Source organism: Modicisalibacter tunisiensis, from assembly GCF_020148005.1.
Taxonomy (GTDB): Bacteria; Pseudomonadota; Gammaproteobacteria; order Pseudomonadales; family Halomonadaceae; genus Modicisalibacter; species Modicisalibacter tunisiensis.
Window position 1 is genome coordinate 2,226,664 of the sequence record NZ_JAGXFD010000001.1, and the last position, 25,656, is coordinate 2,252,319.

Annotated in this window: 26 protein-coding genes and 2 tRNA genes; 19 read left to right on the forward strand and 9 right to left on the reverse strand. The window is 68.8% G+C overall.

Annotated features, from left to right (window positions below):
• Positions 1 to 30 precede the first annotated feature (30 nt).
• Genes KGQ91_RS10340 through murB form a run of 8 tightly spaced genes read left to right on the forward strand, consistent with a single transcriptional unit; the run spans position 31 to position 6,358 of the window.
• Positions 31 to 684, forward strand: a complete 654-nt coding sequence (locus tag KGQ91_RS10340) for a MotA/TolQ/ExbB proton channel family protein (protein WP_224420952.1) — start codon at positions 31 to 33, stop codon at positions 682 to 684.
• Entirely contained in the window at positions 681 to 1,112 is a 432-nt protein-coding gene (locus KGQ91_RS10345) for an ExbD/TolR family protein (RefSeq protein WP_224420953.1), read from the forward strand. The genes KGQ91_RS10340 and KGQ91_RS10345 overlap by 4 nt, the downstream gene beginning before the upstream one ends.
• Positions 1,109 to 2,851 (forward strand): lipid A export permease/ATP-binding protein MsbA, encoded by a 1,743-nt coding sequence (gene msbA, locus KGQ91_RS10350; RefSeq protein ID WP_224420954.1) that lies wholly within the window; start codon positions 1,109 to 1,111, stop codon positions 2,849 to 2,851. The genes KGQ91_RS10345 and msbA overlap by 4 nt, the downstream gene beginning before the upstream one ends.
• On the forward strand, positions 2,848 to 3,885 hold the full coding sequence (gene lpxK / locus KGQ91_RS10355) for a tetraacyldisaccharide 4'-kinase (RefSeq protein ID WP_224415210.1): 1,038 nt from the start codon (positions 2,848 to 2,850) through the stop codon (positions 3,883 to 3,885). The genes msbA and lpxK overlap by 4 nt, the downstream gene beginning before the upstream one ends.
• Positions 3,878 to 4,093, forward strand: coding sequence for a Trm112 family protein (locus KGQ91_RS10360; protein ID WP_224415209.1), 216 nt, complete (start codon positions 3,878 to 3,880; stop codon positions 4,091 to 4,093). Before lpxK ends, KGQ91_RS10360 begins: the two co-directional genes overlap by 8 nt.
• Positions 4,090 to 4,863 carry a 3-deoxy-manno-octulosonate cytidylyltransferase gene (gene kdsB, locus KGQ91_RS10365; protein WP_224415208.1) on the forward strand — a complete coding sequence of 258 codons (774 nt, stop codon included), beginning with the start codon at positions 4,090 to 4,092 and terminating at the stop codon, positions 4,861 to 4,863. The genes KGQ91_RS10360 and kdsB overlap by 4 nt, the downstream gene beginning before the upstream one ends.
• A complete protein-coding gene (locus KGQ91_RS10370) occupies positions 4,863 to 5,333 on the forward strand; it encodes a low molecular weight protein-tyrosine-phosphatase (RefSeq protein ID WP_224416791.1) in 471 nt (156 codons plus the stop codon). Before kdsB ends, KGQ91_RS10370 begins: the two co-directional genes overlap by 1 nt.
• A complete protein-coding gene (gene murB, locus KGQ91_RS10375) occupies positions 5,330 to 6,358 on the forward strand; it encodes a UDP-N-acetylmuramate dehydrogenase (RefSeq protein WP_224415207.1) in 1,029 nt (342 codons plus the stop codon). Before KGQ91_RS10370 ends, murB begins: the two co-directional genes overlap by 4 nt.
• 74 nt (positions 6,359 to 6,432) lie before the next feature.
• Here the strand turns inward: murB and KGQ91_RS10380 are convergent.
• From KGQ91_RS10380 to KGQ91_RS10420, 9 genes are all read right to left on the reverse strand, one after another.
• Positions 6,433 to 6,509: transfer RNA gene (locus tag KGQ91_RS10380), tRNA-Met, on the reverse strand.
• A 227-nt stretch (positions 6,510 to 6,736) separates the two neighbouring features.
• Complete coding sequence (gene ychF, locus KGQ91_RS10385) at positions 6,737 to 7,828, reverse strand: redox-regulated ATPase YchF (protein WP_224415206.1); 1,092 nt, start codon at positions 7,826 to 7,828, stop codon at positions 6,737 to 6,739.
• A gap of 166 nt (positions 7,829 to 7,994) precedes the next feature.
• Complete coding sequence (pth, locus tag KGQ91_RS10390; protein WP_224420955.1) at positions 7,995 to 8,579, reverse strand: aminoacyl-tRNA hydrolase; 585 nt, start codon at positions 8,577 to 8,579, stop codon at positions 7,995 to 7,997.
• A 42-nt stretch (positions 8,580 to 8,621) separates the two neighbouring features.
• Complete coding sequence (locus KGQ91_RS10395; protein WP_224415204.1) at positions 8,622 to 9,278, reverse strand: 50S ribosomal protein L25/general stress protein Ctc; 657 nt, start codon at positions 9,276 to 9,278, stop codon at positions 8,622 to 8,624.
• 114 nt (positions 9,279 to 9,392) lie between these two features.
• Positions 9,393 to 10,334 (reverse strand): ribose-phosphate pyrophosphokinase, encoded by a 942-nt coding sequence (locus KGQ91_RS10400; protein ID WP_224415203.1) that lies wholly within the window; start codon positions 10,332 to 10,334, stop codon positions 9,393 to 9,395.
• A gap of 66 nt (positions 10,335 to 10,400) precedes the next feature.
• Positions 10,401 to 10,475, reverse strand: a tRNA-Gln gene (locus tag KGQ91_RS10405).
• A gap of 71 nt (positions 10,476 to 10,546) precedes the next feature.
• Complete coding sequence (ispE, locus tag KGQ91_RS10410) at positions 10,547 to 11,398, reverse strand: 4-(cytidine 5'-diphospho)-2-C-methyl-D-erythritol kinase (protein ID WP_224415202.1); 852 nt, start codon at positions 11,396 to 11,398, stop codon at positions 10,547 to 10,549.
• On the reverse strand, positions 11,395 to 12,006 hold the full coding sequence (gene lolB / locus KGQ91_RS10415) for a lipoprotein insertase outer membrane protein LolB (protein ID WP_224415201.1): 612 nt from the start codon (positions 12,004 to 12,006) through the stop codon (positions 11,395 to 11,397). Before lolB ends, ispE begins: the two co-directional genes overlap by 4 nt.
• Before the next feature lie 3 nt (positions 12,007 to 12,009).
• Positions 12,010 to 13,728: a tetratricopeptide repeat protein gene (locus tag KGQ91_RS10420; RefSeq protein WP_224415200.1), complete on the reverse strand. Its 1,719-nt coding sequence runs from the start codon at positions 13,726 to 13,728 to the stop codon at positions 12,010 to 12,012.
• A 334-nt stretch (positions 13,729 to 14,062) separates the two neighbouring features.
• Between KGQ91_RS10420 and hemA the strand changes: the two genes are divergently transcribed.
• The 11 genes from hemA to KGQ91_RS10475 all read left to right on the forward strand — a co-directional run bounded on the left by hemA (position 14,063) and on the right by KGQ91_RS10475 (position 25,648).
• The gene (gene hemA / locus KGQ91_RS10425) at positions 14,063 to 15,337 is read left to right on the forward strand and encodes a glutamyl-tRNA reductase (protein ID WP_224415199.1); all 1,275 of its coding nucleotides are present in this window, start codon (positions 14,063 to 14,065) and stop codon (positions 15,335 to 15,337) included.
• An 8-nt stretch (positions 15,338 to 15,345) separates the two neighbouring features.
• Positions 15,346 to 16,431, forward strand: coding sequence for a peptide chain release factor 1 (prfA, locus tag KGQ91_RS10430; protein WP_224415198.1), 1,086 nt, complete (start codon positions 15,346 to 15,348; stop codon positions 16,429 to 16,431).
• Positions 16,431 to 17,285, forward strand: a complete 855-nt coding sequence (gene prmC / locus KGQ91_RS10435) for a peptide chain release factor N(5)-glutamine methyltransferase (protein WP_224415197.1) — start codon at positions 16,431 to 16,433, stop codon at positions 17,283 to 17,285. The genes prfA and prmC overlap by 1 nt, the downstream gene beginning before the upstream one ends.
• A gap of 171 nt (positions 17,286 to 17,456) precedes the next feature.
• A complete protein-coding gene (locus KGQ91_RS10440) occupies positions 17,457 to 17,957 on the forward strand; it encodes an Lrp/AsnC ligand binding domain-containing protein (protein WP_163649917.1) in 501 nt (166 codons plus the stop codon).
• Positions 17,958 to 17,980: 23 nt separating this feature from the next.
• Positions 17,981 to 18,730: a HesA/MoeB/ThiF family protein gene (locus KGQ91_RS10445; protein ID WP_224415196.1), complete on the forward strand. Its 750-nt coding sequence runs from the start codon at positions 17,981 to 17,983 to the stop codon at positions 18,728 to 18,730.
• Positions 18,731 to 18,890: 160 nt separating this feature from the next.
• Entirely contained in the window at positions 18,891 to 20,180 is a 1,290-nt protein-coding gene (locus tag KGQ91_RS10450) for an NAD(P)/FAD-dependent oxidoreductase (protein WP_224420956.1), read from the forward strand.
• A 74-nt stretch (positions 20,181 to 20,254) separates the two neighbouring features.
• Positions 20,255 to 21,385 carry an ABC transporter ATP-binding protein gene (locus KGQ91_RS10455; RefSeq protein ID WP_224415194.1) on the forward strand — a complete coding sequence of 377 codons (1,131 nt, stop codon included), beginning with the start codon at positions 20,255 to 20,257 and terminating at the stop codon, positions 21,383 to 21,385.
• 15 nt (positions 21,386 to 21,400) lie between these two features.
• Positions 21,401 to 22,321, forward strand: a complete 921-nt coding sequence (locus KGQ91_RS10460) for an ABC transporter permease (RefSeq protein WP_224415193.1) — start codon at positions 21,401 to 21,403, stop codon at positions 22,319 to 22,321.
• A complete protein-coding gene (locus KGQ91_RS10465) occupies positions 22,318 to 23,115 on the forward strand; it encodes an ABC transporter permease (RefSeq protein WP_224420957.1) in 798 nt (265 codons plus the stop codon). Before KGQ91_RS10460 ends, KGQ91_RS10465 begins: the two co-directional genes overlap by 4 nt.
• Positions 23,116 to 23,153: 38 nt before the next feature.
• The gene (locus KGQ91_RS10470; protein ID WP_224420958.1) at positions 23,154 to 24,218 is read left to right on the forward strand and encodes an ABC transporter substrate-binding protein; all 1,065 of its coding nucleotides are present in this window, start codon (positions 23,154 to 23,156) and stop codon (positions 24,216 to 24,218) included.
• A 65-nt stretch (positions 24,219 to 24,283) separates the two neighbouring features.
• Positions 24,284 to 25,648 (forward strand): glutamine synthetase family protein, encoded by a 1,365-nt coding sequence (locus tag KGQ91_RS10475; protein WP_224420959.1) that lies wholly within the window; start codon positions 24,284 to 24,286, stop codon positions 25,646 to 25,648.
• The last annotated feature ends 8 nt before the right edge of the window (positions 25,649 to 25,656 follow it).

A 25,656-nucleotide genomic window follows, 5' to 3' on the forward strand; every position in this document is an offset into this window, starting at 1 on the left:
TTGCCTTCACGAATCGGGAGACGGGACGCAATGAACGTTTACGACACCCTGGTGGCCGGCGGGGTCCTGATGATTCCCATCCTCGGCTGTTCGCTGCTGGCGACGATGATCATCATCGAGCGGCTGTGGAGCCTGCGGGCCTCGCGCATCGCGCCGCCGAGCCTGGCCGAGGAGGTCTGCGAGCTGATCCAGCAGGGGCAGGTCAACCTGTTCTGGCTGGAAAGCCACTCGCCGCTGGGCGGTGTGCTGGCGGCCGGGCTGCGCAATGCCCGGCTGGGCCAGGATGCCGTGCGCGCGCGCCTCCAGGAGTCGGCCACGGCGGTGATCCATGACATGGAACGCTTCCTCAGCCCGCTGGGCACCATCGCCTCGATCACGCCGCTGATCGGCCTGCTGGGCACCGTGGTGGGCATGATCCAGGTCTTCGCGGTGATCGTCGGTGCCGAGGGCGCGCAGCGGACCAGCGAACTGGCCGGCGGCATTTCCCAGGCGCTGGTGACCACGGCGGCGGGGCTGGCGGTGGCGATCCCGGCGCTGATGTTCCACCGCTACTTCCAGCGCCGCGTCGAGGCGATCACCGTGCGCATGGAAGAGCAGGCCGGGCGCATGGTCGAGTTTCTCGCCCATCATTCGGGGGACCTGACCCTGGCGGAGCGCCACGAGCCGCGGGGCGAGCGGGCATGAAGTTTCCGCGCCGCCAGCGCGACCCGGTGGAGGTCAACCTGACGCCGCTGATCGACGTGGTGTTCCTGCTGTTGATCTTCTTCATGGTCTCGACCACCTTCGCGCCCCGTCAGGCGCTGGAGCTGAGCCTGCCCGCCGGCGACCATGCCGCCCGGCTCGAGTCGAGCCCGGTGACCCTGGTGGTCACCCGGGACGGGACCTACCGGCTCGATGCGCAGGCGCTGGCCTCGCGTGATGCCCTGCATCGCGCCCTGGCCCAGCACGCCGACGCCGCCCGGGAGCAGGGCCTGGTCATCGAGGCCGACGGCCGGGCGACGCATGCCGCCGTGGTGGCGGCGCTCGACCAGGCGGCGGCGCTGAACATTCGGCAGGTCCGCATCGCCACGCGGCCCTCGGCCGCCTCGCAACCGCAAACGGAGACGCCGTGACACAACCCGACAGCCTGACCCTGTACCGGCGCCTGCTGGGCTATGTGAAGCCCCACTGGCGGCAGTTCGCCGTCGCCGTGCTGGGCTACGCCATCTACGCGGCCTCGAGCACGGCGCTGGCCGAGATGATGAAGCGGCTGATCGACGGCATTCGCGATCCGGATGCCGCCTTCCGGCTGTACCTGCCGCTGTTCGTGATCGTCATGTTCGCGGCGCGCGGCCTGGGCACCTTCCTGGGCACCTATTTCATGAGCGGCGTGGCGCGCAACGTGGTGCACGCCCTGCGCTGCAACGTGTTCAATCACATGCTCCACCTGCCGGGGTCCTTCTTCGACGCCCACTCCAGCGGGCACCTGATCTCGCGGGTCACCTACCACGTCGAGCAGGTCACCGGCGCGGCGAGCAACGCCATCACCGTCATCCTGCGCGAGGGGCTGTTCGTCATCGGGTTGATCCTCTACCTGCTGTGGACCAACTGGATGCTGACCCTGCTGTTTCTCGCCGTGACGCCGCTGATCGGCGGCGTGGTGCGCTACGCCAGCAAGCGCTTCCGGGAGATCTCGCGGCGCATCCAGAACTCCATGGGCGATGTCACCCATGTTGCCTCCGAGGCGCTGACCGGCTACAAGGTGGTGCGCACCCACGGGGCGGAAGACTACGAGAAGCGCCGCTTCGCCGCGGCCAGTGCCTACAACCGCGACCAGAGCATGAAGGAGGCGCTGACCAAGGCGGTCAGCACGCCGGTGATCCAGCTGTCGGTGGCCATCTCGCTGGCGGCGCTGGTGTGGCTGGCCATGGCGCCCGAGCTGATGGAGGACATGACGCCGGGCGAGTTCGTGGCCTTCATCACCGCCGCCTCGCTGATGGCCAAGCCCATCAAGTCGCTGACCGATGTCAACTCGGTGATCCAGAAGGGGCTGGCCGCCTCCGACGAGCTGTTCCGCCTGCTCGAGGAACCCGCCGAGATCGACGCGGGCTATCGCGACCCCCAGAGCGTGCGCGGCGAGGTGCGCTTCGAGGGCGTGCGCTTCGCCTATGGCAGCGATCAGCCCGAGGTGCTCAAGGGCATCGAGCTGACGGTGGCCCCCGGCGAGATGATCGCCATCGTCGGTCGCTCGGGCAGCGGCAAGTCGACTCTGGTCAACCTGCTGCCGCGCTTCTATCGTCCCACGCAGGGGCGGGTGACCCTGGACGGGGTGCCGCTCGACGCGTACCGGCTGTCGCCGCTGCGCCGCCAGATCGCGCTGGTCTCGCAGCAGGTCACGCTGTTCAACACCACGGTGGCCGACAACATCGCCTACGGCGTGCCCGGCGCCGATCGCGAGGCCGTCGCCGCGGCGGCGCGCGCGGCCTACGCCGACGATTTCATCCGGCGCCTGCCGAATGGCTACGACACCGTGATCGGCGACAACGGGGTGATGCTCTCGGGCGGCCAGCGCCAGCGCCTGGCGATCGCCCGGGCGATCTTCAAGGATGCCCCGCTGCTGGTGCTCGACGAGGCCACCTCGGCCCTGGACACCGAGTCGGAACGCTACATCCAGCAGGCGCTGGAAACGGTCTGCCGCGGACGCACCACCTTTGTCATCGCCCACCGGCTGTCGACCATCGAGCGCGCCGATCGCATCCTGGTGATGGAGCAGGGCGAGATCGTCGAGAGCGGCACCCACGGCGAGCTCATCGAGCGTGACGGCGCCTACGCGGCACTCCACCGCCTGCAGTTCCAGGAGGTGACGGCATGAGCCGCTGGGTGGACGCCTGGTACCGTGATGCCGGCTGGCTGCAGGCGCTGCGCCCGCTGGCCTGGCTCTATCGCCGCGGTGTCGAGGCACGACAGCGGGCCTATGCCGCCGGGCGGTACACGGTGTGGCGCTCGCCGGTGCCGGTGGTGGTGGTCGGCAACCTGACCCTGGGCGGCACCGGCAAGTCGCCGCTGGTCGCCTGGCTGGCGCGCTGGCTGGGCGAGCAGGGCTGGCGGCCGGGCATCGTCTCCCGGGGCTACGGCGGCCAGGCGCCGCGCTATCCGCTCTACGTCAATACCGACAGCGACCCCGCCCACAGCGGCGACGAGCCGCTGATGCTCGCCCAGCAGACCGGGCGACCGGTGGTGGTCGACCCCGACCGCCCGCGCGGTGCCCGCAAGCTGATCGCCGCCGGCTGCGACATCATCATCGCCGACGACGGCCTGCAGCACCTGGCGCTGGGGCGCGATCTCGAACTGGTGGTGGTCGATGGCGCCCTGGGCTTCGGCAACGGCCGCTGCCTGCCGGCCGGCCCTCTGCGCGAGCCGCTGTCGCGGCTGGACTCGGTGGATGCGGTGATCGTCAACGGGGCGCAAGGCGCCGAGCGTGCGGTCGCCGGTCACGCCATGCACCTCGAGCCGGCACGCTGGCGCCACCTCACCGATGACGCCTGCTATCCCATCGCGCGGGTGCCGTTCTCCGGACGGGTGCATGCCTTGGCCGGCATCGGCCATCCGGCCCGGTTCTTCGCCACGCTGACGGCGCTGGGCGTGGCGCACGATGCGCACCCGCTGGCCGACCATCACCGCTACAGCGCCGAGGACCTGCGCTTCGCCGACAACCGCCCGGTGGTGATGACCGCCAAGGATGCGGTGAAATGCCGACGCTTCGCCAACGAGCGCTGCTGGGCGCTGGACGTCGAGGCCGTGCCGGACCCGGCCTTCGCCGACTGGCTGCGCGAGCGCCTGGCGACGCTCGTCGCCGAGCGACACGACACGCTACAACCCGCCACCTGCGAGGTAAACGATGGATAAGGAACTGCTGGCCATGCTGGTCTGCCCGCTGTGTCAGGGCAAGCTGGCCTACGACCGCGAGCGCGGTGAGCTCAAGTGCCTGTATGACGGCCTGGCCTTCCCGATACGCGACGACATCCCGGTGATGCTCGAGGAGGAGGCGCGGGTGATGGATGCCGAGGAGAAGCTGGGCGAGCGCCTCGGCCCGGCGCCGGGGCCGAATGCATGAGCGAGTTCGTGGTGGTGATTCCGGCGCGCTACGCGGCCAGCCGCCTGCCGGGCAAGCCGCTGGCCGACATCGCCGGCGTGCCGATGGTGGTGCGTGTCTGGCAGCGCGCCTGTCTCAGCGGTGCCGCCCGCGTGGTGGTGGCCAGCGACGATGCGCGCGTCTGCCGGGCGGTGGAAGCCGCCGGCGGCGAGGCGCTGATGACCCGCGACGACCACCCCTCGGGGACCGATCGGCTGGCCGAGGTGGCGCAGGCGCTCGCGCTGCCCGCCGAGACCATCGTGGTCAACGTCCAGGGGGACGAGCCGCTGCTGCCGCCGGCGTCGATCGCCCAGGTGGCCGCGCGGCTGGCCGACGACCCCGAGGCCTCGATCGCCACGCTGGCGGCCCCGATCAGCGACGTCGAGACCCTGCTCAACCCCAACGCCGTCAAGGTGGTGCGCGACGTGCGCGGCCGGGCGCTGTACTTCTCGCGGGCGCCGATCCCCTGGGACCGGGCGCACTTCAGCGAGCGCCCGCAGGCGCTCGCCACCGATGCCTGGCTGCGGCATATCGGCCTGTATGCCTATCGGGCGGGCTTTCTCGCCGACTTCGTCAACTGGCTGCCCAGCCCGCTCGAGCAGCTCGAGCAGCTCGAGCAGCTGCGTGCCCTGCATCACGGCCATCACATCCAGGTGGCGCTGGCCCGCGACGTGCATCCCGCCGGGGTGGACAGCGCCGAGGATCTGGAGCGGGTGCGCCGTCAGATCGTCGAACAGGAGGGAGCCTCATGATGCGCGTGCTGTTCGTGTGCCTGGGCAACATCTGCCGCTCGCCGAGCGCCGAGGGCGTGTTCCGCGAGCAGCTGCGCCAGGCGGGGCTGGCCGACCGGGTCGAGGTCGACTCCTGCGGCATCGGCCACTGGCATGTCGGCAAGGCGCCGGATCGGCGGGCGCAGGCGGCGGCGGGTCAGCGGGGCATCGATCTCTCCGCGCTGCGCGCCCGCATGCTGGAGGCCGAGGATTTCGAGCGCTTCGACTATATCCTGGCCATGGATCACGACAACCTCGCCGCGATCGAGGCGCGCAGGCCCGCGGGTTGCCGGGCACGAATTGATCTTTTCCTGAGCTATGCCGGCCGTCCCGACGAGGCCGTGCCCGATCCCTATTTCGGCGGCGATGACGGCTTCGAACACGTGCTCGACCTCATCGAGGCGGCGAGTCGGGGGCTGATCGACGCGCTGCGGCGGCAGCTGTCGGCATGAAGGTACTGCGTGAGGTCGACCTCCAGGCGCTGAACACGCTGGGGCTGCCCGCCACGGCGGAATCACTGACCCGGGTGGCATCGGTCGACGAGGCGCGTGACGCCCTCGCCTGGGCCGAGGTGCGGGGCTGCTCGCTGACGGTGATCGGTGGTGGCAGTAATCTGGTGCTTCAGCCCTGGCTGCCGGGGCTGGTGGTGGTGCCGAGCGGCACGGACTGGCATCTCGAGCCGCTGGCCGGCGATGACGTCCGCGTGCAGGTGGCGGCCGGTGTGAACTGGCACCGGCTGGTCGTGGCGCTGGCCGAGCAGGGGCTGTGGGGCACCGAGAATCTGGCCCTGATCCCCGGCCTGGCGGGCGCGGCGCCCATCCAGAACATCGGCGCCTACGGCGTCGAGCTGGCGGAGGTGCTCGAGGCGGTGCACCTGATCGAGCGCGACACCCTCGAGGCGCGCGTGCTGACCCGCGAGGAGTGCGCCTTCGGCTATCGGGACAGCGTCTTCAAGCAGGCCCTGGCCGGGCGAGTGATCATCACGCGACTGGTGCTGCGGGTGTCGCGGCGCCCGCGGCCGCGGCTCGACTACGGCGATCTTGCCGCGCGCGTTCCCGCCTCCCCCTCCGCCGCCGATGTCGTCGCCGCCGTCAGCGCGGTGCGGCGCGAGAAACTGCCGGATCCGGCGGTGCTCGGCAATGCCGGCAGCTTCTTCACCAACCCGGTCATCGACGTGGCGAGGGCGCAGCGGCTGCTGGACGAGTGGCCCGGCATGCCGCACTTCCCGCTGGCCGATGGCCGCGTCAAGCTTGCCGCCGGCTGGCTGATCGATCGCAGCGGTCTCAAGGGACTGCGCGATGGCCACGTCGGCGTGCACGACCGGCAGGCTCTGGTACTGGTGCATCACGGGGGCGGGAGCGCCGCGGAGCTGCTGGCGCTCGCCGAGCGGGTGGCGGCGATGGTGGAGGCGCGTTTCGGTGTACGCCTGACGCGCGAGCCGCGGGTGCTGGGGGAAGCCGTGCCCGGCAAGGCGTAAGCGGGGGCATGGGGTTCAATCGACGCAACACGAAAAGGGCCCGTCGGCAAAACCGACGGGCCCTTCGCGTATTCTGGTGGCTACGCCCTGATTCGAACAGGGGACCCCATCATTATGAGTGATGTGCTCTAACCAGCTGAGCTACGTAGCCGTTCAACGAGGGCGAATACTACGCTCAAGATACTGAGCTGTCAATGAATATCGCACTGACTGGAAAACGGCGCCTGTCTGATCCCAAGGGGCCCTGGGGACAAGCTGCAGAGGAGGTCCGACGCCAGGGAGGGCGTCGGTAGCCTACAAGGATGTATTCATGGCGCCTCATCGCAAGCTTGTCGACAGGTCAGCCCCGAGCGCCATGGTACTTTCCGACGAGATCAGTCAGACGTTGAAGCGGAAGTGGATGACATCGCCATCGGCGACGATGTAATCCTTGCCTTCCAGTCGCCACTTGCCGGCTTCCTTGGCGCCGGACTCGCCACCCAGCGTGACGAAGTCGTCGTAGGCGACCACTTCGGCGCGGATGAAGCCCTTCTCGAAGTCGGTGTGGATGACGCCAGCGGCCTGCGGGGCGGTGGCGCCGACCTTGACCGTCCAGGCGCGGACTTCCTTGACGCCCGCGGTGAAGTAGGTCTGCAGGCCGAGAAGGTGGTAGCCGGCACGAATCACCCGGTCGAGTCCCGGCTCCTCCATGCCCATCTCGTCGAGGAACATCGCCCGCTCCTCGTCCTCCAGCTCGGCGATCTCGGCTTCCAGTTGGTTGCAGACCGGCACCACCACGGCGCCTTCCTCGGCGGCGATCTCGTGGACCGTGTCGAGGTGCGGGTTGTTCTCGAAGCCGTCCTCGTTGACGTTGGCGATGTACATGGTCGGCTTGAGCGTCAGGAAGCCGTAGCTCTTGAGCTGGCGCTTCTCGTCGTCGGACAGGTCGAAGCTGCGCAGCGGCAGGCCCTCGGCCAGGTGCGGCTGGATGCGCTCGAGAATCGCCTTGGTGGCGATCGCCTCCTTGTCGCCGCCCTTGACCACCCGGATCAGGCGCTGGATGGCGCGCTCGACGCTGTCCAGGTCGGCCAGCGCCAGTTCCAGGTTGATGGTCTCGATGTCGGCGCGCGGATCGACCTGGTTGGCCACGTGGATGACGTTGTCGTTGTCGAAGCAGCGCACCACGTGGGCGATGGCATCGGTCTCGCGGATGTTGGCGAGGAACTGGTTGCCCAGGCCCTCGCCCTTGGAGGCGCCCGCCACCAGCCCGGCGATGTCGACGAACTCCATGGTGGTGGGCACGACCTTCTCGGGCTTGACGATCTCGGCGAGCTTGTCGAGCCGCGGGTCGGGCATCGGCACGATGCCGGTATTGGGCTCGATGGTGCAGAAGGGGAAGTTCTCGGCGTCGATGCCGGACTTGGTGAGCGCATTGAAGAGCGTGGACTTGCCGACGTTGGGCAAGCCGACGATGCCGCAGTTGAATCCCATGGGTGTTCCTGACGATGAGAAGAGCGAGTGAACGAATGGCGGGCATTCTACGGGACACCGCGGGCGGGGGCCATACTCTCAGCTACGGGCTACGGGCTACGGGCTACGGGCTACGGGCTACGGGCTACGGGCTACGGGCTACGGGCTACGGGCTACGGGCTACGGGCTACGGCGTGAAACTGTGCAGCCGGTTCATCGCCCGGGCCCAGTCGCCGGCGAGGGCGTCGGGCAGGGTGGCGAGGCATTCGTCGAGGGCGGCGTCGATGGCCTGACGCTCGGCCTTGCCGGGGCGACCCAGCACGTAGTTGGTGACCTGCCTGGCGTTGCCGGGGTGGCCGATGCCGATGCGCAGGCGGTGGAAGTCCTTGCGGTTGCCCAGCGCGCTGATGGTATCGCGCAGGCCGTTGTGGCCGCCGTGACCGCCGCCGGTCTTGTAGCGGGCGGTGCCGGGGGCGATGTCGAGCTCGTCGTGGGCGACGAGCAGTTCATCGGGGGAGAGCTTGAAGAACTGGCAGAGCGCGGCGACAGCGGCGCCGCTGCGATTCATGAAGGTGGTCGGGTTGAGCAGATGCACATCCCGACCGGCGAAGTGGACCTTGGCGTACTGGCCGAGGAACTTCTTCTCCATGCGCAGCGGCGCGTGGCTGTCGCGCGCGATGGCTTCCACCAGCCAGGCGCCCGCATTGTGACGGGTGTCGGCGTACTCGGGGCCGGGGTTGCCCAGGCCGATGATCGCTTTCACTTGACTCATGCGGGGCCTTGTCTCGCGGGTGGTTGCCGGGCGTCCGACGTCTTACTCTTCGGACTGGCCTTCTTCGCCGCCTTCACCTTCAGCGGCTTCCTCGTCGCTGCCTTCGCTCGCAGTACCGCGGGTCGGGCGGGTGATGCTGACCACACCGGCGTCGTGCGACTCGCCGTGGCTCAGCTCGACCAGGGTCACGCCGGCCGGCAGCGTGAGGTCGGACAGGTGCAGGGTCTCGCCCAGGCCCAGGCCGCTGACGTCGACCTCGAGGTACTCCGGCAGGTCCTTCGGCAGGCAGCTGATCTGGACTTCGGTGGCCAGCACGTGGAGGACGCCGCCGTCTTCCTTGATGCCCTTGCACTCGTCCTCGCCCAGCACGTGCAGCGGGACGTTCAGGGTCATGGCGTGGGTGGCGTCGACACGCAGGAAGTCGGCGTGGGTGATCAGCGCCTTGTACGGATGGCGCTGCAGGTCACGGATGACAACCTGCTCCTTGGTGCCGTCGACGTCGATGTTGATGATCGAGGAGAAGAAGGCTTCCTCTTCGAGCGCCTTGTAGAAGGCCGGCTTGTCGATGGTGATCGGCTGCGGGGCCTTCTCGCCGCCGTAGATGATGGCGGCGACTTGCTGGTTCTCGCGACGCAGGCGGCGGCTCGCACCTTTCCCCAGGTCGGTTCGAACGTTGGCGGTCAGTTGATAGTCGGACATGGTTAACCTCTCGGGGTCGAAATAAGGAAGCGGCATCGCCCGCGACCAGACGATGCCGTTTCCGATCAGCGCCTCACGGCGCACGTTCGGGGCGAAATGCCCCGCTGCAAGCGCTCAGTGGAACATCGCGCTCACGGATTCCTCGTTGCTGACCCGGCGGATGGCCTCGGCGATCAGCCCGGCCACCGACAGCTGGCGAATCTTGCCGCTGCGGCGCGCCGGCTCGGAAAGCGGAATGGTATCGGCCACGACGAGTTCGTCAAGTACCGAGCCGCTGATGTTGTCGACGGCCGGGCCCGACAGGATCGGGTGCGTGGCGTAGGCGACGACGCGACGGGCACCGTGATCCTTGAGCGCCTCGGCGGCCTTGCACAGGGTGCCGGCGGTGTCGACCATGTCGTCGACCACCACGCAGGTGCGGTCGTCGATGTCGCCGATGATGTGCATGACCTGGGCCTGGTTGGCCTGCGGGCGGCGCTTGTCGATGATCGCCAGGTCGGCGTTGAGCTGCTTGGCGATGGCGCGGGCCCGCACCACGCCGCCGACGTCCGGCGAGACCACCACCAGGTCGTCGTAGTTCTGGCGCTCGATGTCGTCGAGCAGGATCGGCGAGCCGTAGACGTTGTCCACCGGCACGTCGAAGAAGCCCTGGATCTGGTCGGCGTGCAGGTCCATGGTCATCACCCGGTCGACACCGGCCTTGACCATCATGTCGGCGACCACCTTGGCGGAGATCGGCACGCGGGCGGAGCGCACCCGGCGATCCTGACGGGCGTAGCCGAAGTAGGGCACCACAGCGGTGATCCGGGTGGCGGACGCGCGACGCAGGGCGTCCACCATGAGGATCAGTTCCATCAGGTTGTCGTTGGTCGGGGCGCAGGTGGACTGCAGGATGAAGACGTCCTTGCCGCGAACGTTCTCGTTGATCTCGACCGCGATCTCGCCGTCGCTGAACTGGCCGACCGTGGCGTGGCCCAGCCGATTGTCGAGGGCCTCGGCTACCTTGCGGGCGAGTTCGGGATTGGCGTTCCCGGCGAAAACCATCAATTTAGACACGCGCAGCCACCTTTGGAGTCTTGGGGGATCTCAGGAGCGGGATTGTGCGGTCGCGTTCGGAAGGAATGGCTGGGGTACCAGGATTCGAACCTGGGAATGGCGGTACCAGAAACCGCTGCCTTACCACTTGGCTATACCCCAGTAGTCATGACTTCCAGAACTCATCGCGACATCGGGTCGCGATTGCAACCACGGTAGCGCCGGCAAGCCGTTCAGAGCAGGCCCAGCGCCCGATGGAGGGGTGAGGTGTCGCAGCCGCGAGCCTTGAAGGCCTGCCAGCCCTCGCCGACACGGGACAGTATCCTATCGGCCTCGGATTCCTGCGTCAAATGGCAGAACACGCAGGCGCCGGTGCCGGTCAGCAGGCTCGGTGCATGGTGCGACAGCCAGTCGAGTGCCTCGCCCACGGCCGGGTATAGCGCGCGAACGGTCGGCTGGCAGTCGTTGCGCCAGGCGATCGGCCCCTCCTGCAATGCGCGCGCCATGGTAATGGGGGGGGTGTCACGTGTCAATTCGGGCGCCTGAAACACCGCCGGCGTGGACACCGCGACGCCGGGGTGAATGACCACGAACCAGCCGGCGTCGAGGGACACCGGGACGAGGCGCTCGCCGATGCCCTCGGCCCAGGCGGAGCGGCCGCGCACGAAGACCGGCACATCGGCGCCCAGCGTCAGGCCCAGACCGGCCAGGTCGTCGAGGTCGAGCCCCAGCCCCCAGAGCCGGTCGAGCCCCAGCAGGGTGGTCGCCGCGTTGGAGCTTCCGCCGCCCAGCCCGCCGCCCATCGGCAGGCGCTTGTCGAGGCGGATGTCGGCGCCGCGGCGACAGCCGCTGGCCTGTTGCAGCAGGGTGGCGGCACGTACCACCAGGTTGTCCGCGTGGGCCACGCCGGGCACGGCCGGCGAGAGGGTGATGCGGCCGTCGTCACGGGGCGTGAAATGCAGGGTGTCGCCGGTGTCGAGCAGCTGGAACAGCGTCTGCAGCTCGTGGTAGCCGTCGGCGCGGCGCCCGGTGATGTGCAGCAGGCGATTGAGCTTGGCCGGCGCCGGCAGGCTCAGTGACGTCATGAGGACTCCGGATTCGGATGCCATTCCTTGACCACCAGGGTGGCGCGCAGCCCGGGAAAGGTCATCACCACGCGGCTGGGCAGCCACAGGCCGCCGGCGCGGGTCCAGTCACGGTAGTCGATGGTCCAGCCGGCCTGGTGCAGCTGCAGGGGAAAGCCCCGGTCGTCGCGGGTCAGGCGGTGCGCGACGATCGGCGCCGGCAGGCCGCGCACCCAGTCGTCGAGCGCCGAGACGGGCAGCGACCAGCCGAGCTGCTGTTCCATCAGCCGTTCCGGGGTGTCGGCGGTGAAACGGCCCTTGCCGGTGGTCAGCACGACCCCGTCGGGGCCGCCCTCGAGGACGCTGCGACCGCTGCCGAAGGGGCCGCTGATCAGCATGTGGTAGCGCGAGGCGCGCTGGACCCAGTCGAGGTTGGCGCTGGTGGCGTCATCGGGCGTGCGCAGGCCGACCTTGCCGGCCAGGCGCCAGTGGTCGAAGGCTTCCAGCCGGGCCTTCTGGGCGTCCCAGTCGCCGCGCTCGCGGGGCTGTTCCGGCGACGGGGCCTGGCTGGCGCAGCCCGCCAGCGTCAGCAGGGCGAGCAGCAGGGCGGGAAAGGCGAGAGATCGCATGGGTCACTCCGGTCGGGCATGGGTGGGTGCGAGGGCCGGGATGCGCTGGATCAGCGCCTCGATCTGGGGCCGCGAGTCGAAGCGTTCGAGGGCCTCGGCCACCAGGCGGCGGGCCTCCGCGCGCCGGCCCTGTTGCCACAGCACTTCCGCCAGGTGGGCGGCGATCTCCTGGTCGGGCTGGCGCCGATAGGCCTCGCGCAGGTGCACCAGCGCCTGCTGCGGCCGGCCGAGCTTGTACTGCAGCCAGCCCATGCTGTCGATGACCGCCGGATTGTCGGGCGCAAGGCGGTAGGCCTTCTCGATCAGCGGGCGCGCCTCGTCGAGACGCTCGGTCTCGTCGAGCAGGGTGTAGCCCAGGGCGTTGAGGGCTGCGGCGTCCTCGGGCTGCTGCTCGAGGATGCGGCGCAGGTCGCTCTCCATGCCGGCGATGTCGCCCTGCTGGTAGCGGCGCATGCCGCGCATGAAGCGCAGTTGCGTGTCGTCGGGACGACGCTTCAGGGCGCGGTCGAGCAGGGCGTCGGCCTCGGTCTCCTGGTGATGCTCGCTCAGCAGCTGGACCTCGATCGCCGCCAGCTCGCCGTAGGACTCGGGATGTCGCAGGCGTTCGACGTGCAGGAAGGTCCGGGCGTCGGGCAGCCGGTCGTGCTCGGCCAGCATCTGCGCGGCCCGCCGGCGGGCGTCGAGGAAGCCGTCGCCGGGCGGGACCTGGCGATAGTAGAGCAGGGCATTGTCCACCTCGCCTTCGGTCTCGGCGATCATGCCCAGCAGGATGAAGGCCGCCGGCGAGGCGTCGTCCTGTTCGATGAGCGGCAGCAGCAGGCGCTTGGCCGGGGCCGGGTAGCCCTCCTCGAGGTACAGGCGGGCCAGGGCCAGGCGCAGTTGCGGGGCGTCGGCATGGCGCTCGAGCAGCGTGTCGATGCGCGACTCGGCGGCGTCGACGTTGCCCAGGCGCAGCTGCGCCTGGGCCAGCAGCAGGGTCAGGCGGCTGTCGTCGGGCGCCGCCTCGAGCCCGCGACGGGCGGCGTCGCGGGCGGCGGCGTAGCGGTCTTCCTGCAGGGCGAGGCGCGTGCGGGCCAGCCACAGCCCCGGGAGCTCGGGATGGCGCTCGGCGAGTCGCGACAGACGGGTCTCGGCGCGCCGGGTGTCGCCGCCGGCGGCCTCCAGCAGGGCCGTGGCCAGTTGCGCCTGCGGCTGGTCGTCGTACTCGGCGAGGAAGTCCTGCAGGCGTGCGATCAGCGGGGCCGGGGCGACGTTCTGCTCGATGGCGGTCTCGGCGAAGCCGGTGAGATCCCCCTGGCCGCCACGTGCCGCCAGGGTCAGGCGCTGGTTCAGGCTGTCCAGCCAGTCGCCGCGTTCCATGGCCAGGCCGGCGAGCAGGCGGGCGGGCGCCTCGGCGTCCGGCGCCAGCGACTGCCAGCGGCGCGCGGCCTGCTCGAGCAGGTCGCGGTCGTCGGTGTAGCGGGCGGCGAGGGTGGCGCGCTCGGCCAGGGCCGCGGAGTGATAGCGTTGCGCGGCGTCCAGGTAGCCCCGGGTGGCGCGGGCGAAATCACCCCGCTGGCCGGCCAGCTCGGCGCTGATCAGGGTGGTCAGGCCCGCGGCGTCCAGCCCCGATTCCACGGGCGGGGCCGAGGCCATGGGATCCGCCGGCGGGGGCGGTGAAAGGGTCTGGCAGCCCGCCAGCCAGGTGGCGGTCAGTGTCGTCACAAGCCAGCGTGCGTGCATGCCGTCCTCTATGTCGTGAACCGCTCGTCGCGGGCCTTCCCCGGGGGCCCCGGAACGCCTCCCTGCCGGCAGGGCCGGGCCGAGCTGTCAGCATACCGGTTCGCCGGGGGCGGGCAAAGTCGTGGCGGGCCGGGTGGGGGCGTCGGGGGTTGCGTGTCGCCGGGCGCGTCCCCATGTCGGGGCGTGCTGTGATAGACTGGGGCGCCGAAAACGGCCAGTCACTCAAGGTCATGCCGCATGACCGCGCCGCCAGGTCGTGCCGTGAGCCCGTGTGGCTCCTGCCGTCCGACCCGGGGTGTTCTCGATCGCCTAGGACTCAACGACCCTGACTGCAATGACCCTTCTCGCTCTGGGAATCAATCACAAGACCGCGGACGTGGCGGTACGCGAACAGGTCGCCTTCACGCCCGAGCAGCTGGAAGCCGCCCTGGCGCAGCTCAAGGCGTTGCCGGTGGTCGACGAAGCCGCGGTGCTCTCGACCTGCAATCGCACCGAACTCTACTGCGTCATTCAGTCGCAGGGCGAGCGGCCGCTGCTGGAGTGGCTCGGTGGCTTTCACGGCCTGCCGGTCGAATCACTGATGCGCTGCGCCTACCACTACCTCGACGACGCCGCGGCCCGGCATCTGATGCGTGTCGCCTCGGGGCTGGACTCGATGGTGCTGGGCGAGCCGCAGATCCTCGGCCAGATCAAGGATGCCTACCAGCAGGCGCGCCAGGTCAAGGGGCTGGGTGGCGAGCTCGAGCGGTTGTTCCAGCACACCTTCGCGGTGGCCAAGCAGGTGCGCACCGAGACCGGCATCGGCGAGAACCCGGTGTCGGTGGCCTATGCCGCGGTCAGCCTGGCGAGCCGCATCTTCGACGACTTCTCGCGTTCCCGGGCGCTGCTGGTGGGGGCCGGCGAGACCATCGAGCTGGTCGCGCGCCACCTCCATGAAGCGGGCGTGCGGGAGCTGACCGTGGCCAACCGCACCCGCGAGCGGGCCGAGCAGCTGGCCGGCGAGTTCGGCGCCGAGGCCATCGCCCTGGGCGAGATCCCGCGTGCCCTGGAGCAGGCCGACATCGTCATCACCTCCACGGCGGCCCCGCTGCCGATTCTCGGCAAGGGCATGGTCGAGCGGGCGCTCAAGGTGCGTCGTCATCGCCCGATCTTCATGGTCGACATCGCCGTGCCGCGGGACATCGAGCCCCAGGTGGGCGAGCTCGACGATGTCTTCCTCTATACCGTCGACAATCTTCACGAAGTGATCGAGGAGAACCGCCGGCACCGCCAGGTCGCGGCCCGTCAGGCCGAGGAGCTGATCGACCAGGGCGTGGGGCAGTGGCTTCACGAGCGCCGGGTGCGGGGCGCGGGCGACCTGATCCGCCGCTACCGCGAGCAGGGCGAGGCGCAGCGCCAGGCCGCCGAGGCCCAGGCGCTGGCCCAGCTGGCGCGGGGCGGCGACCCGGAGAAGGTCCTGCGCCGGCTCAGCCAGCAGCTCACCAATCGCCTGCTGCACGGGCCGACCCTGCGCCTGCGCGAGGCCTCCGGTGCCGAGCGACACGACCTCATCCAGGCGGCCGAAAGCCTGCTGCTCGACCCCGCCGCGCCCTCCCAGGACCCGGAATAGGACACTGCATGAAAGCGTCATTGCGCCACCGTCTGGAAAGCCTTCAGGACCGTTTCGAGGAGCTGGCCGCCTTGTTGGCGGACCCCGAGGTGATCGGGGATCAGGCGCGCTTTCGCGACTATTCCCGCGAGTATGCCGAGCTCGAGCCGCTGGTCGAGGCGTGGCAGGCCTACCGGGGCACGGAGGCGGATATCGCCGAGGCCGAGCAGCTGTGCGATGACAGCGACGCCGAGATGCGCGAGATGGCCGAGACCGAGCTGCAGGACGGGCGCGAGCGGCTGGCGTCGCTGGATGCCCGGCTCAAGCAGCTGCTGGTGCCGAAGGACCCCGACGACCACCGCAACGTCTTCCTGGAGATCCGTGCCGGCACCGGCGGCGACGAGGCGGCGCTGTTCGCCGGCGACCTGTTCCGCATGTACTCGCGCCATGCCGAGAAGGTCGGCTGGAAGGTCGAGGTGGTCAGCGCCAGCCACGGCGAGCAGGGCGGCTACAAGGAGATCATCGCCCGGGTGCGCGGCGAGGGCGTCTACGCCCGGCTCAAGTTCGAGTCCGGGGCGCACCGCGTGCAGCGGGTGCCGGCCACCGAGTCCCAGGGGCGCATCCACACCTCGGCCTGCACGGTGGCGGTGATGCCCGAGGTCGAGGCGGTCGGCGACATCGACATCGACGCCAACGACCTGCGCGTCGACACCTTCCGCTCCAGCGGCGCCGGCGGCCAGCACGTCAATACCACCGACTCGGCGATCCGCATCACCCACCTGCCCAGCGGCCTGGTGGTGGAGTGCCAGGAGGAGCGCAGCCAGCACAAGAACCGCGCCAAGGCGATGGCGCTGCTCGCCGCGCGGCTCAAGCAGGAGGCGGTGGACAGCCAGCGCCGCCAGCAGGCCGATGCTCGCAAGTCGCTGGTCGGCTCGGGAGATCGCAGCGAGCGCATCCGCACCTACAACTTCCCCCAGGGCCGGATCACCGATCACCGCATCAACCTGACGCTCTACAAGCTGGGCGAGGTGATGGCCGGCGAGCTGGACGAGGTGATCGGGCCGCTGGTCAACGAGTACCAGGCCGAGCGGCTGGCCAGCCTGCAGGACGCCTGATGCGCATCGACCGCCTGCTGGCCGCGGCCACGACACGCCTGACGGCGGCCGGTTCGCCGACGCCGCGCCTCGATGCCGAGGTGCTGCTGGCCCACGTGCTGGGGCGCGACCGGACCTGGCTGTATACCTGGGGCGACCGCGAGCTCGACGGCTTCGAGCGGGCGCGCTTCGAGGCCCTGGTGGCGGCGCGCGACGGCGGGCAGCCGGTGGCCTACCTGACCGGGGAACGCGAGTTCTGGGGGCTGCCCCTGCTGACCGAGGCGACCACGCTGATCCCGCGTCCCGACACGGAAACCCTGGTCGAGGCGGCGCTGGCCGGCGACACGCCCGAGTCGGCGGCGGTGCTCGACCTCGGCACCGGCAGCGGCGCGATCGCCCTGGCATTGGCCAGCGAGCGACCGGGCTGGGAGGTTACCGGGGTCGACCGGGTCCCGGCGGCCGTGGCCCTGGCGCGGCGCAACGCCGAGCGGTTGGGCATCTTGAATGCGGCCTTTCACGAGAGCCACTGGTTCGACGCCCTGGCCGGGCGACGCTTTGCGCTGATCGTGGCCAATCCGCCCTACCTGGCCGTCGACGACCCCCACCTGGCGCGCGGCGACGTGCGCTTCGAGCCGGCTTCGGCGCTGGTTGCCGAGGACCGGGGGCGGGCGGATCTCCTGCACCTGATCGACACGGCCCGCGGCCATCTGCTGGCCGGCGGACGCCTGCTGCTGGAGCACGGCATGGCGCAGGACGAGTGGCTGCGCGAGGCGTTCCGGGCCGCCGGCTTCGCGACGGTTCACACGCATGCCGATCTGGCCGGGCTGCCTCGAGTGACCGAGGGGCGCTGGCCGGGATCCGTCGACGGGGCGTGACTGGCCCCCCTTCCCGGGAATGTGATATGAGTGTGTGGCGGCCGTGTGCCGGCATGGTGAATTCGGCTGCCCTCATGTCCTTTCGTGTGATGTATTTGCCGCCGGCTGCCCTGCCGGGCGGCAAATTCAGATGATCATTCTGCCGGTTGGCAGCGGGGAATCGACCCAACAATGAAAGCCAAGACCCGATCGCTGGACCGTATCGACCTCAATATCCTGCGCTGCCTGCAGGAAAACGCCCGTATCTCCTATGTCGACCTGGCATCGCAGGTCGGCCTGTCCACCACGCCCTGCCTGGAGCGCGTCAAGCGCCTGGAGCGGGCCGGCATCATCCGCGGCTATCGGGCCGTGCTCGATCCGCGGGCGCTCAAGGCCAACCTGCTGGTGTTCGTCGAGATCTGCCTGGAAACCCAGTCGCCGACGGTCTTCGACGAGTTTCGCCGGGCGGTGGCCAAGCTGCCGCAGATCCAGGAGTGCCATCTGGTCTCCGGTCAGTTCGACTACATCCTCAAGTGCCGGATTCCGGAGATGTCCGCCTATCGCCAGCTGCTCGGCGACGTGGTGCTGACCCTGCCCGGGGTCAAGGAATCGAAGAGCTACGTGGTGATGGAGGAGGTCAAGGAGGAGTTTGTCCTGCACGTCCCCGAGCTCGAGCAACTCGACGAGAAATAGCCACCCAGCCTGGTGCCCCTGTCATGAACGATGAATCCCTGCTGCGCTACAGTCGCCATATCATGCTCGATGCCATCGACATCGCCGGGCAGGAGCGGCTGCTGGCCGGCCATGCCCTGGTGATCGGCGCCGGCGGGCTGGGCTCGCCCGTGGCCCTCTATCTGGCCGCGGCCGGGGTGGGGCGGCTGACCTTGGCGGACGCCGACCGCGTCGACCTGACCAACCTGCAGCGCCAGATCGCCCACGGCGAGGCGGATGTCGGGCGCAACAAGGCCGAGTCCGCCGCCGCGGCGGTGCAGCGGCTCAACCCCCATTGCGAGGTGCGCCCCCTGGGTCATCATCTCGAGGGCGAGGCACTTGACGCGGCGGTGGCCGAGGCCGACGTGGTGCTCGACTGCACGGATCGCTTCGCCAGTCGCTATGCCATCAACCGGGCCTGCCTGGCCGCCGGTCGGCCGCTGGTGTCGGGCGCGGCGATCCGCTTTTCCGGGCAGCTGGCGGTGTTCGACCCGCGCCGCGCGGACTCGCCCTGCTACGCCTGTCTCTATCCCCCCGAGGCGGGGGAGGAGGAAGAGCTGCGCTGCGCGGAAAGCGGCGTGGCGGGGCCGCTGGTGGGGGTCATCGGCACCTTTCAGGCGCTCGAGGCGGTCAAGCTGCTCAGCGGCGCGGGCCACGTGCACCAGGGGCTGTCCACCTTCGACGGCCTGCGGGGGGAATGGCGGCGCTTCAACATCGCGCGCGACCCCGCCTGTCCGGACTGTGGCGGGCGCTGAGGCTACCGGCGCCAGGTCGTTATCTGTTATTGAATACTTGACATTCGACGTCTTGGTGGTGTCAGACTAGGCGTCAATTGCTGCGGTATTGATACCGCCTGGTAAAAGAATTCAACAACAATCAGGCCAACGGGATGGCCGACCTACCGGGATACTCGCGATGACTGCCGCCGCCTTGCGACGCCCTGAGTCCTACTACAATGCCAGCGTGGCCGTCAGCCTCGCGCCGACGCCTCCCCTGGACGGCGAGGCCCGGGCCGATGTCTGCGTGATCGGCGGCGGCGTCACCGGCTGCTCGGCGGCGCTGCACCTGGCCGAGCGCGGTCACCGTGTGGTGCTGCTCGAGGCCGGCGAGGTCGGCTACGGCGCCTCGGGGCGCAGCGGCGGCCAGATCCTGCCCGGGCTGGGCACCGACATCGGCGTGATCGAGAAGGCGCTGGGGCTCGAACGCGCGCGGGCCATCTGGGAGATGAGTCGCGAAGCGGTGCGCCTGACCGCCTCCCTCGTCGAGCGACACGCCATCCCCTGCGACCTGACCTGGGGCTACCTGCACGCCGCGGTCAAGCCGCGTCACGTGCGCGAGCTGCGCCATTTCCGCGACATCCTGGCCGAGCGCTACGACTATCCGGCGCTGTCGCTGCTCGAGGGCGAGGCGCTGCGCGAACACGTGGTCACCGATGCCTACCCGGCCGCGCTCCATGATGCCGAAGGCGGCCACCTGCATCCGCTCAACTACACGCTGGGCCTGGCGCGCGCCGCCCAGCGTGCCGGTGTCACCCTCCACGAGCACAGTCCCGTCGTCGCCATCGAACGCGGCGAGCCGATTCGCGTGCGCACGCCGCAGGGGCGGGTCAGCGCGGATCGGGTGGTGCTGGCCGCCAACGCCTATCAGCAGGGGCTGGTGCCGGAACTCTCCGGACGCATCATGCGCGCCGCCAACTACATCGTCGCCACCGAGCCGCTCGGCGAGGCCCGGGCGGCCCGGGTCCTGCCGCACAACGATGCGCTGTCCGATGCCAACTTCGTGCTCGACTACTATCGTCTCTCGGCGGATCGCCGGCTGATCTACGGCGGCGAGGTGAGCTACAACGGTCGCGAGCCGCGCGGGCTCCAGGCACGCATGGATGCCAAGATCGCGCGGCTCTTTCCGGTACTCGAGGGCGTGCGCATCGACTACCGCTGGGGCGGGGACGTGGCCATCACCCGCAACCGGGCGCCCGATTTCGGCTGTCTCGACGGCAACCTGTTCTACGCTCAAGGCTATTCGGGCCACGGCATGGCACTGGCCGGGCTGGCCGGGCAGCTGCTGGCCGACGCCGTCGAGGGACGCCGCGAGCGTTTCGAGCACTTCGCCGCCATGCCGCATCGCGCCTTTCCGGGCGGGGAGTGGCTGCGTACGCCGCTGCTGGTGCTGGCGACCAGCTTCTACAAGTTGCGCGATCGGCTCTGAACCGGACCGTGGACTTTCCCCCGGCACCGGTGACGGCATCGCGGCAGTCCGACAACAACAAGGGGAGTAGCGCGATGAGTGATTCGACCCCGGCGGTCACCCGAGAGGCGGCGGAAACGGCCGCGGCCGATGGCGGGGCTCCGCCGCGCGAGGCTTCATCGATACGTCTCGAGGGGCTGCACAAGCGTTTCGGCAGGGACACCGTGGCGCTCGATGGCGTCGACCTGACCATCGAGGCGGGGGAGTTCTTCACCCTGCTGGGACCGTCCGGCTGCGGCAAGACCACCCTGCTGCGGATTCTCGCCGGCCTCGAGGAGCCCAACGACGGCCGCTTGCTGATCGGCGGCCGGGACGTCACCGATACCCCGCCGCACCGGCGCAGCGTCAATACCGTCTTCCAGTCCTACGCGCTGTTCCCCCACCTGTCGGTGCGCGACAACCTGGCCTTCGGCCTGCGCATGCGGGGTGAATCGGCCGCCGAGCGCGAGCGCAAGGTGGCCGAGGTGGCCGAGTTCATCCAGCTCGGCTCGCTGGTCGAGCGGCGCGTCGACCAGCTCTCGGGCGGGCAGAAGCAGCGCATTGCCCTGGCCCGGGCGCTGGTCTGCGAGCCCGACGTGCTGCTGCTCGACGAGCCGCTGTCGGCGCTCGACGCGGGCCTGCGCAGCCAGCTTCAGGTCGAGCTGCAGCGCCTGCAGAAACGCCTGGGCATGACCTTCGTGTTCGTCACCCACGATCAGGACGAGGCGATGGTGATGTCGGATCGCATCGCCGTGCTCGACGGCGGGGTCATCCAGCAGGTGGGCACGCCCAGCGAGGTCTACGAGCACCCGGCCAACGCCTTCGTGGCTCGCTTCATGGGCCACGACAACCTGTTCGCCATCACCGCGGTCGACGGCGATCGGGTGGAGACCCGGCTGGGGCGGCTGCGGCTCGACCCTGCCGAGCAGCGCGCCGAGTCGGATGGCTGGCTGCTGATCCGCCCCGAGACGCTGGTGCTCGGCGACACGCTGCCGGCGGGCTACAACCGCCTCGAGGGCACCGTCGAGGAACGCCTCTATCGCGGCAGCCGCATCGAGTATCGGCTGGCGGTCAACGGCCAGCCGCTGATGGTTGTGGCCAGCAACCTGGGGCAGCGCATGCATGCTGTCGGTGATCGAGTGGTCATCGGCGTCTGTCCCGAGGACCTGGTGCGTGTCGCGGCCTGAGGAGGGCAACATAACATGGTGGAATCGTCCCTGACGGCGTCGCGACGGCGCGCGGTGGTCGGCGAAACCCGGCATCTGCTGTTCAGCGTGACGCCGGGCGCTGCGTGGATCACGGTCTTTCTGGTCCTGCCCAGTCTCTACCTGATGGCGGTGGCCTTCATGACCAACGGCCCCTACGGCCTGCCGGAAATGCCGCTGTCGCTGGACGCCTTCCGGCAGCTCGCCGGGTTCGGCTTTCTGGGCTGGAGCCCGGGGAACGCCTACACGCTGCTGCGTTCGCTGTGGCAGACCTTCGTGTCGACGGCACTGGTCGTCATCGTCGCCTACCCGCTGGCCTACTACATCACCACTTGCCGCGAGAAGTGGCGGCCGCTGATGCTGCTGGCCGTGGTGGTGCCCTCCTGGACCAATCAGGTGATTCGCACCTTCGGCTGGATGAACCTGCTGGCGCCGGGCACGCCGCTTTCCGATCTGGCCGAGTCGCTGGGCCTGATCGGCCCGCACATGGGCCTGTACCCCTCAGACTTCGCGGTGACACTGGGGCTGGTCTACAACTTCCTTCCGTTCATGGTGCTGCCGCTCTACGCCGCCTTCGAGAAGCTCGACGTCGCCCAGGTGCAGGCCGCCCAGGATCTCTACGCTTCGCCGGTACGGGCCTTTTGGCATGCCGTATTTCCGCAGACCCTGCCCGGGCTGCTGGCGGGCACCGTGCTGGTGGCGATTCCGGCCTTCGGCATGTACGTGATTCCCGAGCTGCTGGGCGGCGGCAAGAGCATGATGCTCGGCAATCTGGTGGCGCGGCAGTTCTCGGGCGGCTCCAACTGGCCGCTGGGGGCCGCCGGGGCGATTCTCATGCTGCTGGCGACCTTCGTCGGCCTCTACGCCATGCGCCGTATCGGTCGCCGGCTGGGCGGCGGCGAGGAGGTGGTGATATGAGAAAGCGCACCCTCAATCGCGGGCTGGCCGGCTTCTGGTGGCTGACGCTGGCCTTTCTCTACCTGCCGCTGGCGGTGGTGGTGCTGTTCTCCTTCAACTCGGTGAACAGTGCCGCGCACTTCGCCGATGTTTCGCTGCGCTGGTACCACCAGCTGCTGGGCAACGAACAGATCCTCTCGGCGTTTCGCAACAGCCTGATCCTGGCGATCGTCTCCTCGGTGATCGCCCTGGTGATCGGCTGTTTGATCGGCTACGGCATGTATCGTCACCGGCATCGCAAGCTGGGCTGGCTGATCGTGCTGATCTACCTGCCGATCGTGCTGCCGGACATCGTCTTCGGCATCTCCGAGATGGCCTTCTTCGTGCAGATCAACCGCGCGACCGGGCTGCTGGAGCCGGGGCTGGGCACCATGATCATTGCCCATGTCACCTTCCAGATCCCCTTCGTGGCGCTGATCGTCTATTCGCGGTTCGTGGGGCTCGACCCGACGCTGTTCGAGGCGGCCAAGGACCTCTACGCCTCGCCGTTCAAGCGGGCCCTGCACTTTCTGATCCCCACGCTCAAGCCGGCGCTGATCTCGGCATTCTTTCTGTCCTTCACGCTGTCGATCGACGACTTCGTGATCAGCTTCTTCACCGCCGGGCCGGAAAGCGCCACGCTGCCGATCTACATCTGGGGGGCGATCAAGAAGGGCGTGACGCCGGAGATCAACGCCATCGCCTCGCTGATGATCGGTGCCGTGCTGCTGGCGGCGCTGGTCAGCCTGCTGTTCAACCGACCGCGGCGCCGCTGAGCGTCGATGACCCTGAAACCCGAGGAGAGAGCGACACCATGACAACAATCAAGACGCGTCTCGTGGCCGCCCTGGGCGGTCTCCTGCTGGCCGGTGGCGCCCAGGCGGCATCGGAGAAGCTGTATCTGTTCAACTGGACGCAGTACATGGACCCGGCCATCATCCAGGCCTTCGAGGACAAGTACGACGTCGAGGTGGTGCAGAACTACTTCAACTCGCTGCCCGAGATGTTCGCCAAGCTCAAGGCCGGCGGGGTCTCCCAGTACGACATCATCGTGCCCTCCAACTACTATGTGCCGCGGTTGATCCAGACCGGCATGGTGCAGAAGCTCGACAAGTCGAAGATTCCCAACTTCGACAACATCATGGACAAGTTCCGCGACACGTCCTACGACCCGGGCAGCGATTACACCGCCGCCTACCAGTACGGCGTCACCGGCATCGTCTACAATGCCGAGACCTTCCCTGACGCGCCCAAGAGCTGGTCGCTGCTGTTCGATCCCGAGGTCAACCCGAGCTATCCGTTCGGCATGATGGGCGACGGCCAGGTGAGCATGGGTGCCGCCTGCGCCTATCTGGGGAATGGCTATGACTGCACCGATATCGATGCCTGGAAGGAGAGTGCCAAGCTGCTGCTCAAGACCAAGCAGCGCAGCAACTTCAGCGGCTTCGTCGACGGTACTCCGGCGCTGCAGCAGCTCGCCCGCGGGGTGACTCACGTCTCGCTTTCCTACAACGGTGACTATCTCTTCTACAAGGAAGAGAATCCCGATACCTTCAAGAACATCAAGTTCATGATCCCCGACGAGGGCACCGAGCTCTGGGTCGATTCGATGATGATTCCGGCCCAGGCACCGCACCCGGAGCTGGCCCACAAGTTCATCAACTTCATCCTCGACCCCGAGATCGGCGCCCAGCTGTCCAACTACAACTACTACTCGAGCCCCAACGCCGCGGCGCAGCCCTACCTCGACAAGGTGCTGACCGAGCCGCCGGTGACGCCCGCCGAGAGTGACATCGACAAGCTGCACTTCACGCCGAGCCTCGAGGGCGACAAGCTGCAGACCTTCAACCAGCTATGGACCGAAGTGCAATCCCGCTGACGTGTCCCGCCGCGGCGACCCGGGTCGTCGCGGCCGGTACCGGCCTTTCGAGCAAGGATATTCCGATGAGCGAGCGTAACGGCCATGAACTCAGTGAATGGTTCCATGCGCATGGCATCACCGAAGTGGAGTGCCTGGTCAGCGACCTGACCGGGATTCTCAAGGGCAAGATCATGCCCGCCGGCAAGTATCTCAACGGCGGGCGGCCGCGTCTGCCCGACTCGATCTTCATCCAGACCGTCACCGGCGGCTACCCGGACGACGAGGACATCCGCTTCTGGAACCCCGCCGAGCGGGACATGGAGCTGGTACCCGATCCCGGTGCCGTCTATCTGGTGCCCTGGGCCGACGACCCCACCGCGCAGATCATCCATGACTGCTACTACCTGACCGGCGAGCCGGTGGAGCTGTCGCCGCGCAGCGTGCTCAAGCGCGTGCTGGGGCTCTACGCGGCCCGTGGCTGGCGGCCGGTGGTGGCCCCCGAGGTGGAGTTCTACCTGGTCAAGACCAACACCGATTCCGACTACCCGCTGGAGCCGCCGATCGGCCGCAGCGGTCGCCAGGAGAGCAGTCGTCAGTCGTTCTCGATCGATGCGGTCAACGAGTTCGATCCGCTGTTCGAGGAGATGTACGACTACTGCGAGGCCATGAATCTGGACCTGGATACGCTGATCCACGAGGAGGGCGCCGGCCAGATGGAGGTCAACTTCCAGCACGGCGACCCGCTCAAGCTGGCCGACCAGGTGGTGATCTTCAAGCGTACCCTGCGCGAGGTGGCGCTGCGCCACGGCATGTATGCCACCTTCATGGCCAAGCCGATGGCCAATGAACCGGGCAGTTCCATGCACATTCACCAGAGCCTGGTGGCGATCGGCACGGGCCGGAACCTGTTCTCCGGCGAGGACAACGAGCCCAGCAAGCTGTTCCACCACTATGTGGGCGGCCTGCAGGAGTATCTGCCGGCGGCGATGCCGTTTTTCGCCCCCAACGTCAACTCCTACCGCCGACTGATGCGCAGCGAGAGCAGCGGTTCGGCACCGATCAATATCGAGTGGGGCTTCGACAATCGTACGGTGGGGCTGCGTGTGCCGGTGGGGGCGGCCGAGGCGACCCGCGTCGAGAATCGGCTGGGCGGCGCCGACGCCAACCCCTATCTGGCGATGGCCGCCTCGCTGGCCTGCGGCTATCTGGGCATGCTCGCCCAGATCGACCCGCGCCCGCCGATGGTCGGCTCGGCCTGGTCGGCCGGCCACAAGCTGCCCGACGACATCGGCCCGGCACTGGCCGCGCTGCGCGAATGCGGGCCATTGTCGGACCTGCTCGGTGAACGCTTTACCAACAGTTATCTGGCGGTCAAGCGGGCCGAGCACTCGGCGTATTTCGGGGTAATCAGTTCCTGGGAACGCGAACACCTGCTGCTGCGGGTGTGACGCAACGC

What these genes read in the sequence shown, in the direction of transcription:
- kdsB (WP_224415208.1), top strand. Translation starts at nt 4,090, where the DNA reads ATGAGCGAGTTCGTGGTGGTGATTCCGGCGCGCTACGCGGCCAGCCGC.
- KGQ91_RS10455 (WP_224415194.1), top strand. Translation starts at nt 20,255, where the DNA reads ATGAGTGATTCGACCCCGGCGGTCACCCGAGAGGCGGCGGAAACGGCC.
- KGQ91_RS10475 (WP_224420959.1), top strand. Translation starts at nt 24,284, where the DNA reads ATGAGCGAGCGTAACGGCCATGAACTCAGTGAATGGTTCCATGCGCAT.
- KGQ91_RS10420 (WP_224415200.1), bottom strand. Translation starts at nt 13,728, where the DNA reads ATGCACGCACGCTGGCTTGTGACGACACTGACCGCCACCTGGCTGGCG.
- prmC (WP_224415197.1), top strand. Translation starts at nt 16,431, where the DNA reads ATGCGCATCGACCGCCTGCTGGCCGCGGCCACGACACGCCTGACGGCG.
- KGQ91_RS10440 (WP_163649917.1), top strand. Translation starts at nt 17,457, where the DNA reads ATGAAAGCCAAGACCCGATCGCTGGACCGTATCGACCTCAATATCCTG.
- ispE (WP_224415202.1), bottom strand. Translation starts at nt 11,398, where the DNA reads ATGACGTCACTGAGCCTGCCGGCGCCGGCCAAGCTCAATCGCCTGCTG.
- KGQ91_RS10360 (WP_224415209.1), top strand. Translation starts at nt 3,878, where the DNA reads ATGGATAAGGAACTGCTGGCCATGCTGGTCTGCCCGCTGTGTCAGGGC.
- KGQ91_RS10470 (WP_224420958.1), top strand. Translation starts at nt 23,154, where the DNA reads ATGACAACAATCAAGACGCGTCTCGTGGCCGCCCTGGGCGGTCTCCTG.
- KGQ91_RS10340 (WP_224420952.1), top strand. Translation starts at nt 31, where the DNA reads ATGAACGTTTACGACACCCTGGTGGCCGGCGGGGTCCTGATGATTCCC.
- KGQ91_RS10450 (WP_224420956.1), top strand. Translation starts at nt 18,891, where the DNA reads ATGACTGCCGCCGCCTTGCGACGCCCTGAGTCCTACTACAATGCCAGC.
- hemA (WP_224415199.1), top strand. Translation starts at nt 14,063, where the DNA reads ATGACCCTTCTCGCTCTGGGAATCAATCACAAGACCGCGGACGTGGCG.
- lpxK (WP_224415210.1), top strand. Translation starts at nt 2,848, where the DNA reads ATGAGCCGCTGGGTGGACGCCTGGTACCGTGATGCCGGCTGGCTGCAG.
- prfA (WP_224415198.1), top strand. Translation starts at nt 15,346, where the DNA reads ATGAAAGCGTCATTGCGCCACCGTCTGGAAAGCCTTCAGGACCGTTTC.
- KGQ91_RS10445 (WP_224415196.1), top strand. Translation starts at nt 17,981, where the DNA reads ATGAACGATGAATCCCTGCTGCGCTACAGTCGCCATATCATGCTCGAT.
- lolB (WP_224415201.1), bottom strand. Translation starts at nt 12,006, where the DNA reads ATGCGATCTCTCGCCTTTCCCGCCCTGCTGCTCGCCCTGCTGACGCTG.
- KGQ91_RS10395 (WP_224415204.1), bottom strand. Translation starts at nt 9,278, where the DNA reads ATGTCCGACTATCAACTGACCGCCAACGTTCGAACCGACCTGGGGAAA.
- KGQ91_RS10370 (WP_224416791.1), top strand. Translation starts at nt 4,863, where the DNA reads ATGCGCGTGCTGTTCGTGTGCCTGGGCAACATCTGCCGCTCGCCGAGC.
- KGQ91_RS10460 (WP_224415193.1), top strand. Translation starts at nt 21,401, where the DNA reads ATGGTGGAATCGTCCCTGACGGCGTCGCGACGGCGCGCGGTGGTCGGC.
- pth (WP_224420955.1), bottom strand. Translation starts at nt 8,579, where the DNA reads ATGAGTCAAGTGAAAGCGATCATCGGCCTGGGCAACCCCGGCCCCGAG.
- KGQ91_RS10345 (WP_224420953.1), top strand. Translation starts at nt 681, where the DNA reads ATGAAGTTTCCGCGCCGCCAGCGCGACCCGGTGGAGGTCAACCTGACG.
- KGQ91_RS10465 (WP_224420957.1), top strand. Translation starts at nt 22,318, where the DNA reads ATGAGAAAGCGCACCCTCAATCGCGGGCTGGCCGGCTTCTGGTGGCTG.
- ychF (WP_224415206.1), bottom strand. Translation starts at nt 7,828, where the DNA reads ATGGGATTCAACTGCGGCATCGTCGGCTTGCCCAACGTCGGCAAGTCC.
- murB (WP_224415207.1), top strand. Translation starts at nt 5,330, where the DNA reads ATGAAGGTACTGCGTGAGGTCGACCTCCAGGCGCTGAACACGCTGGGG.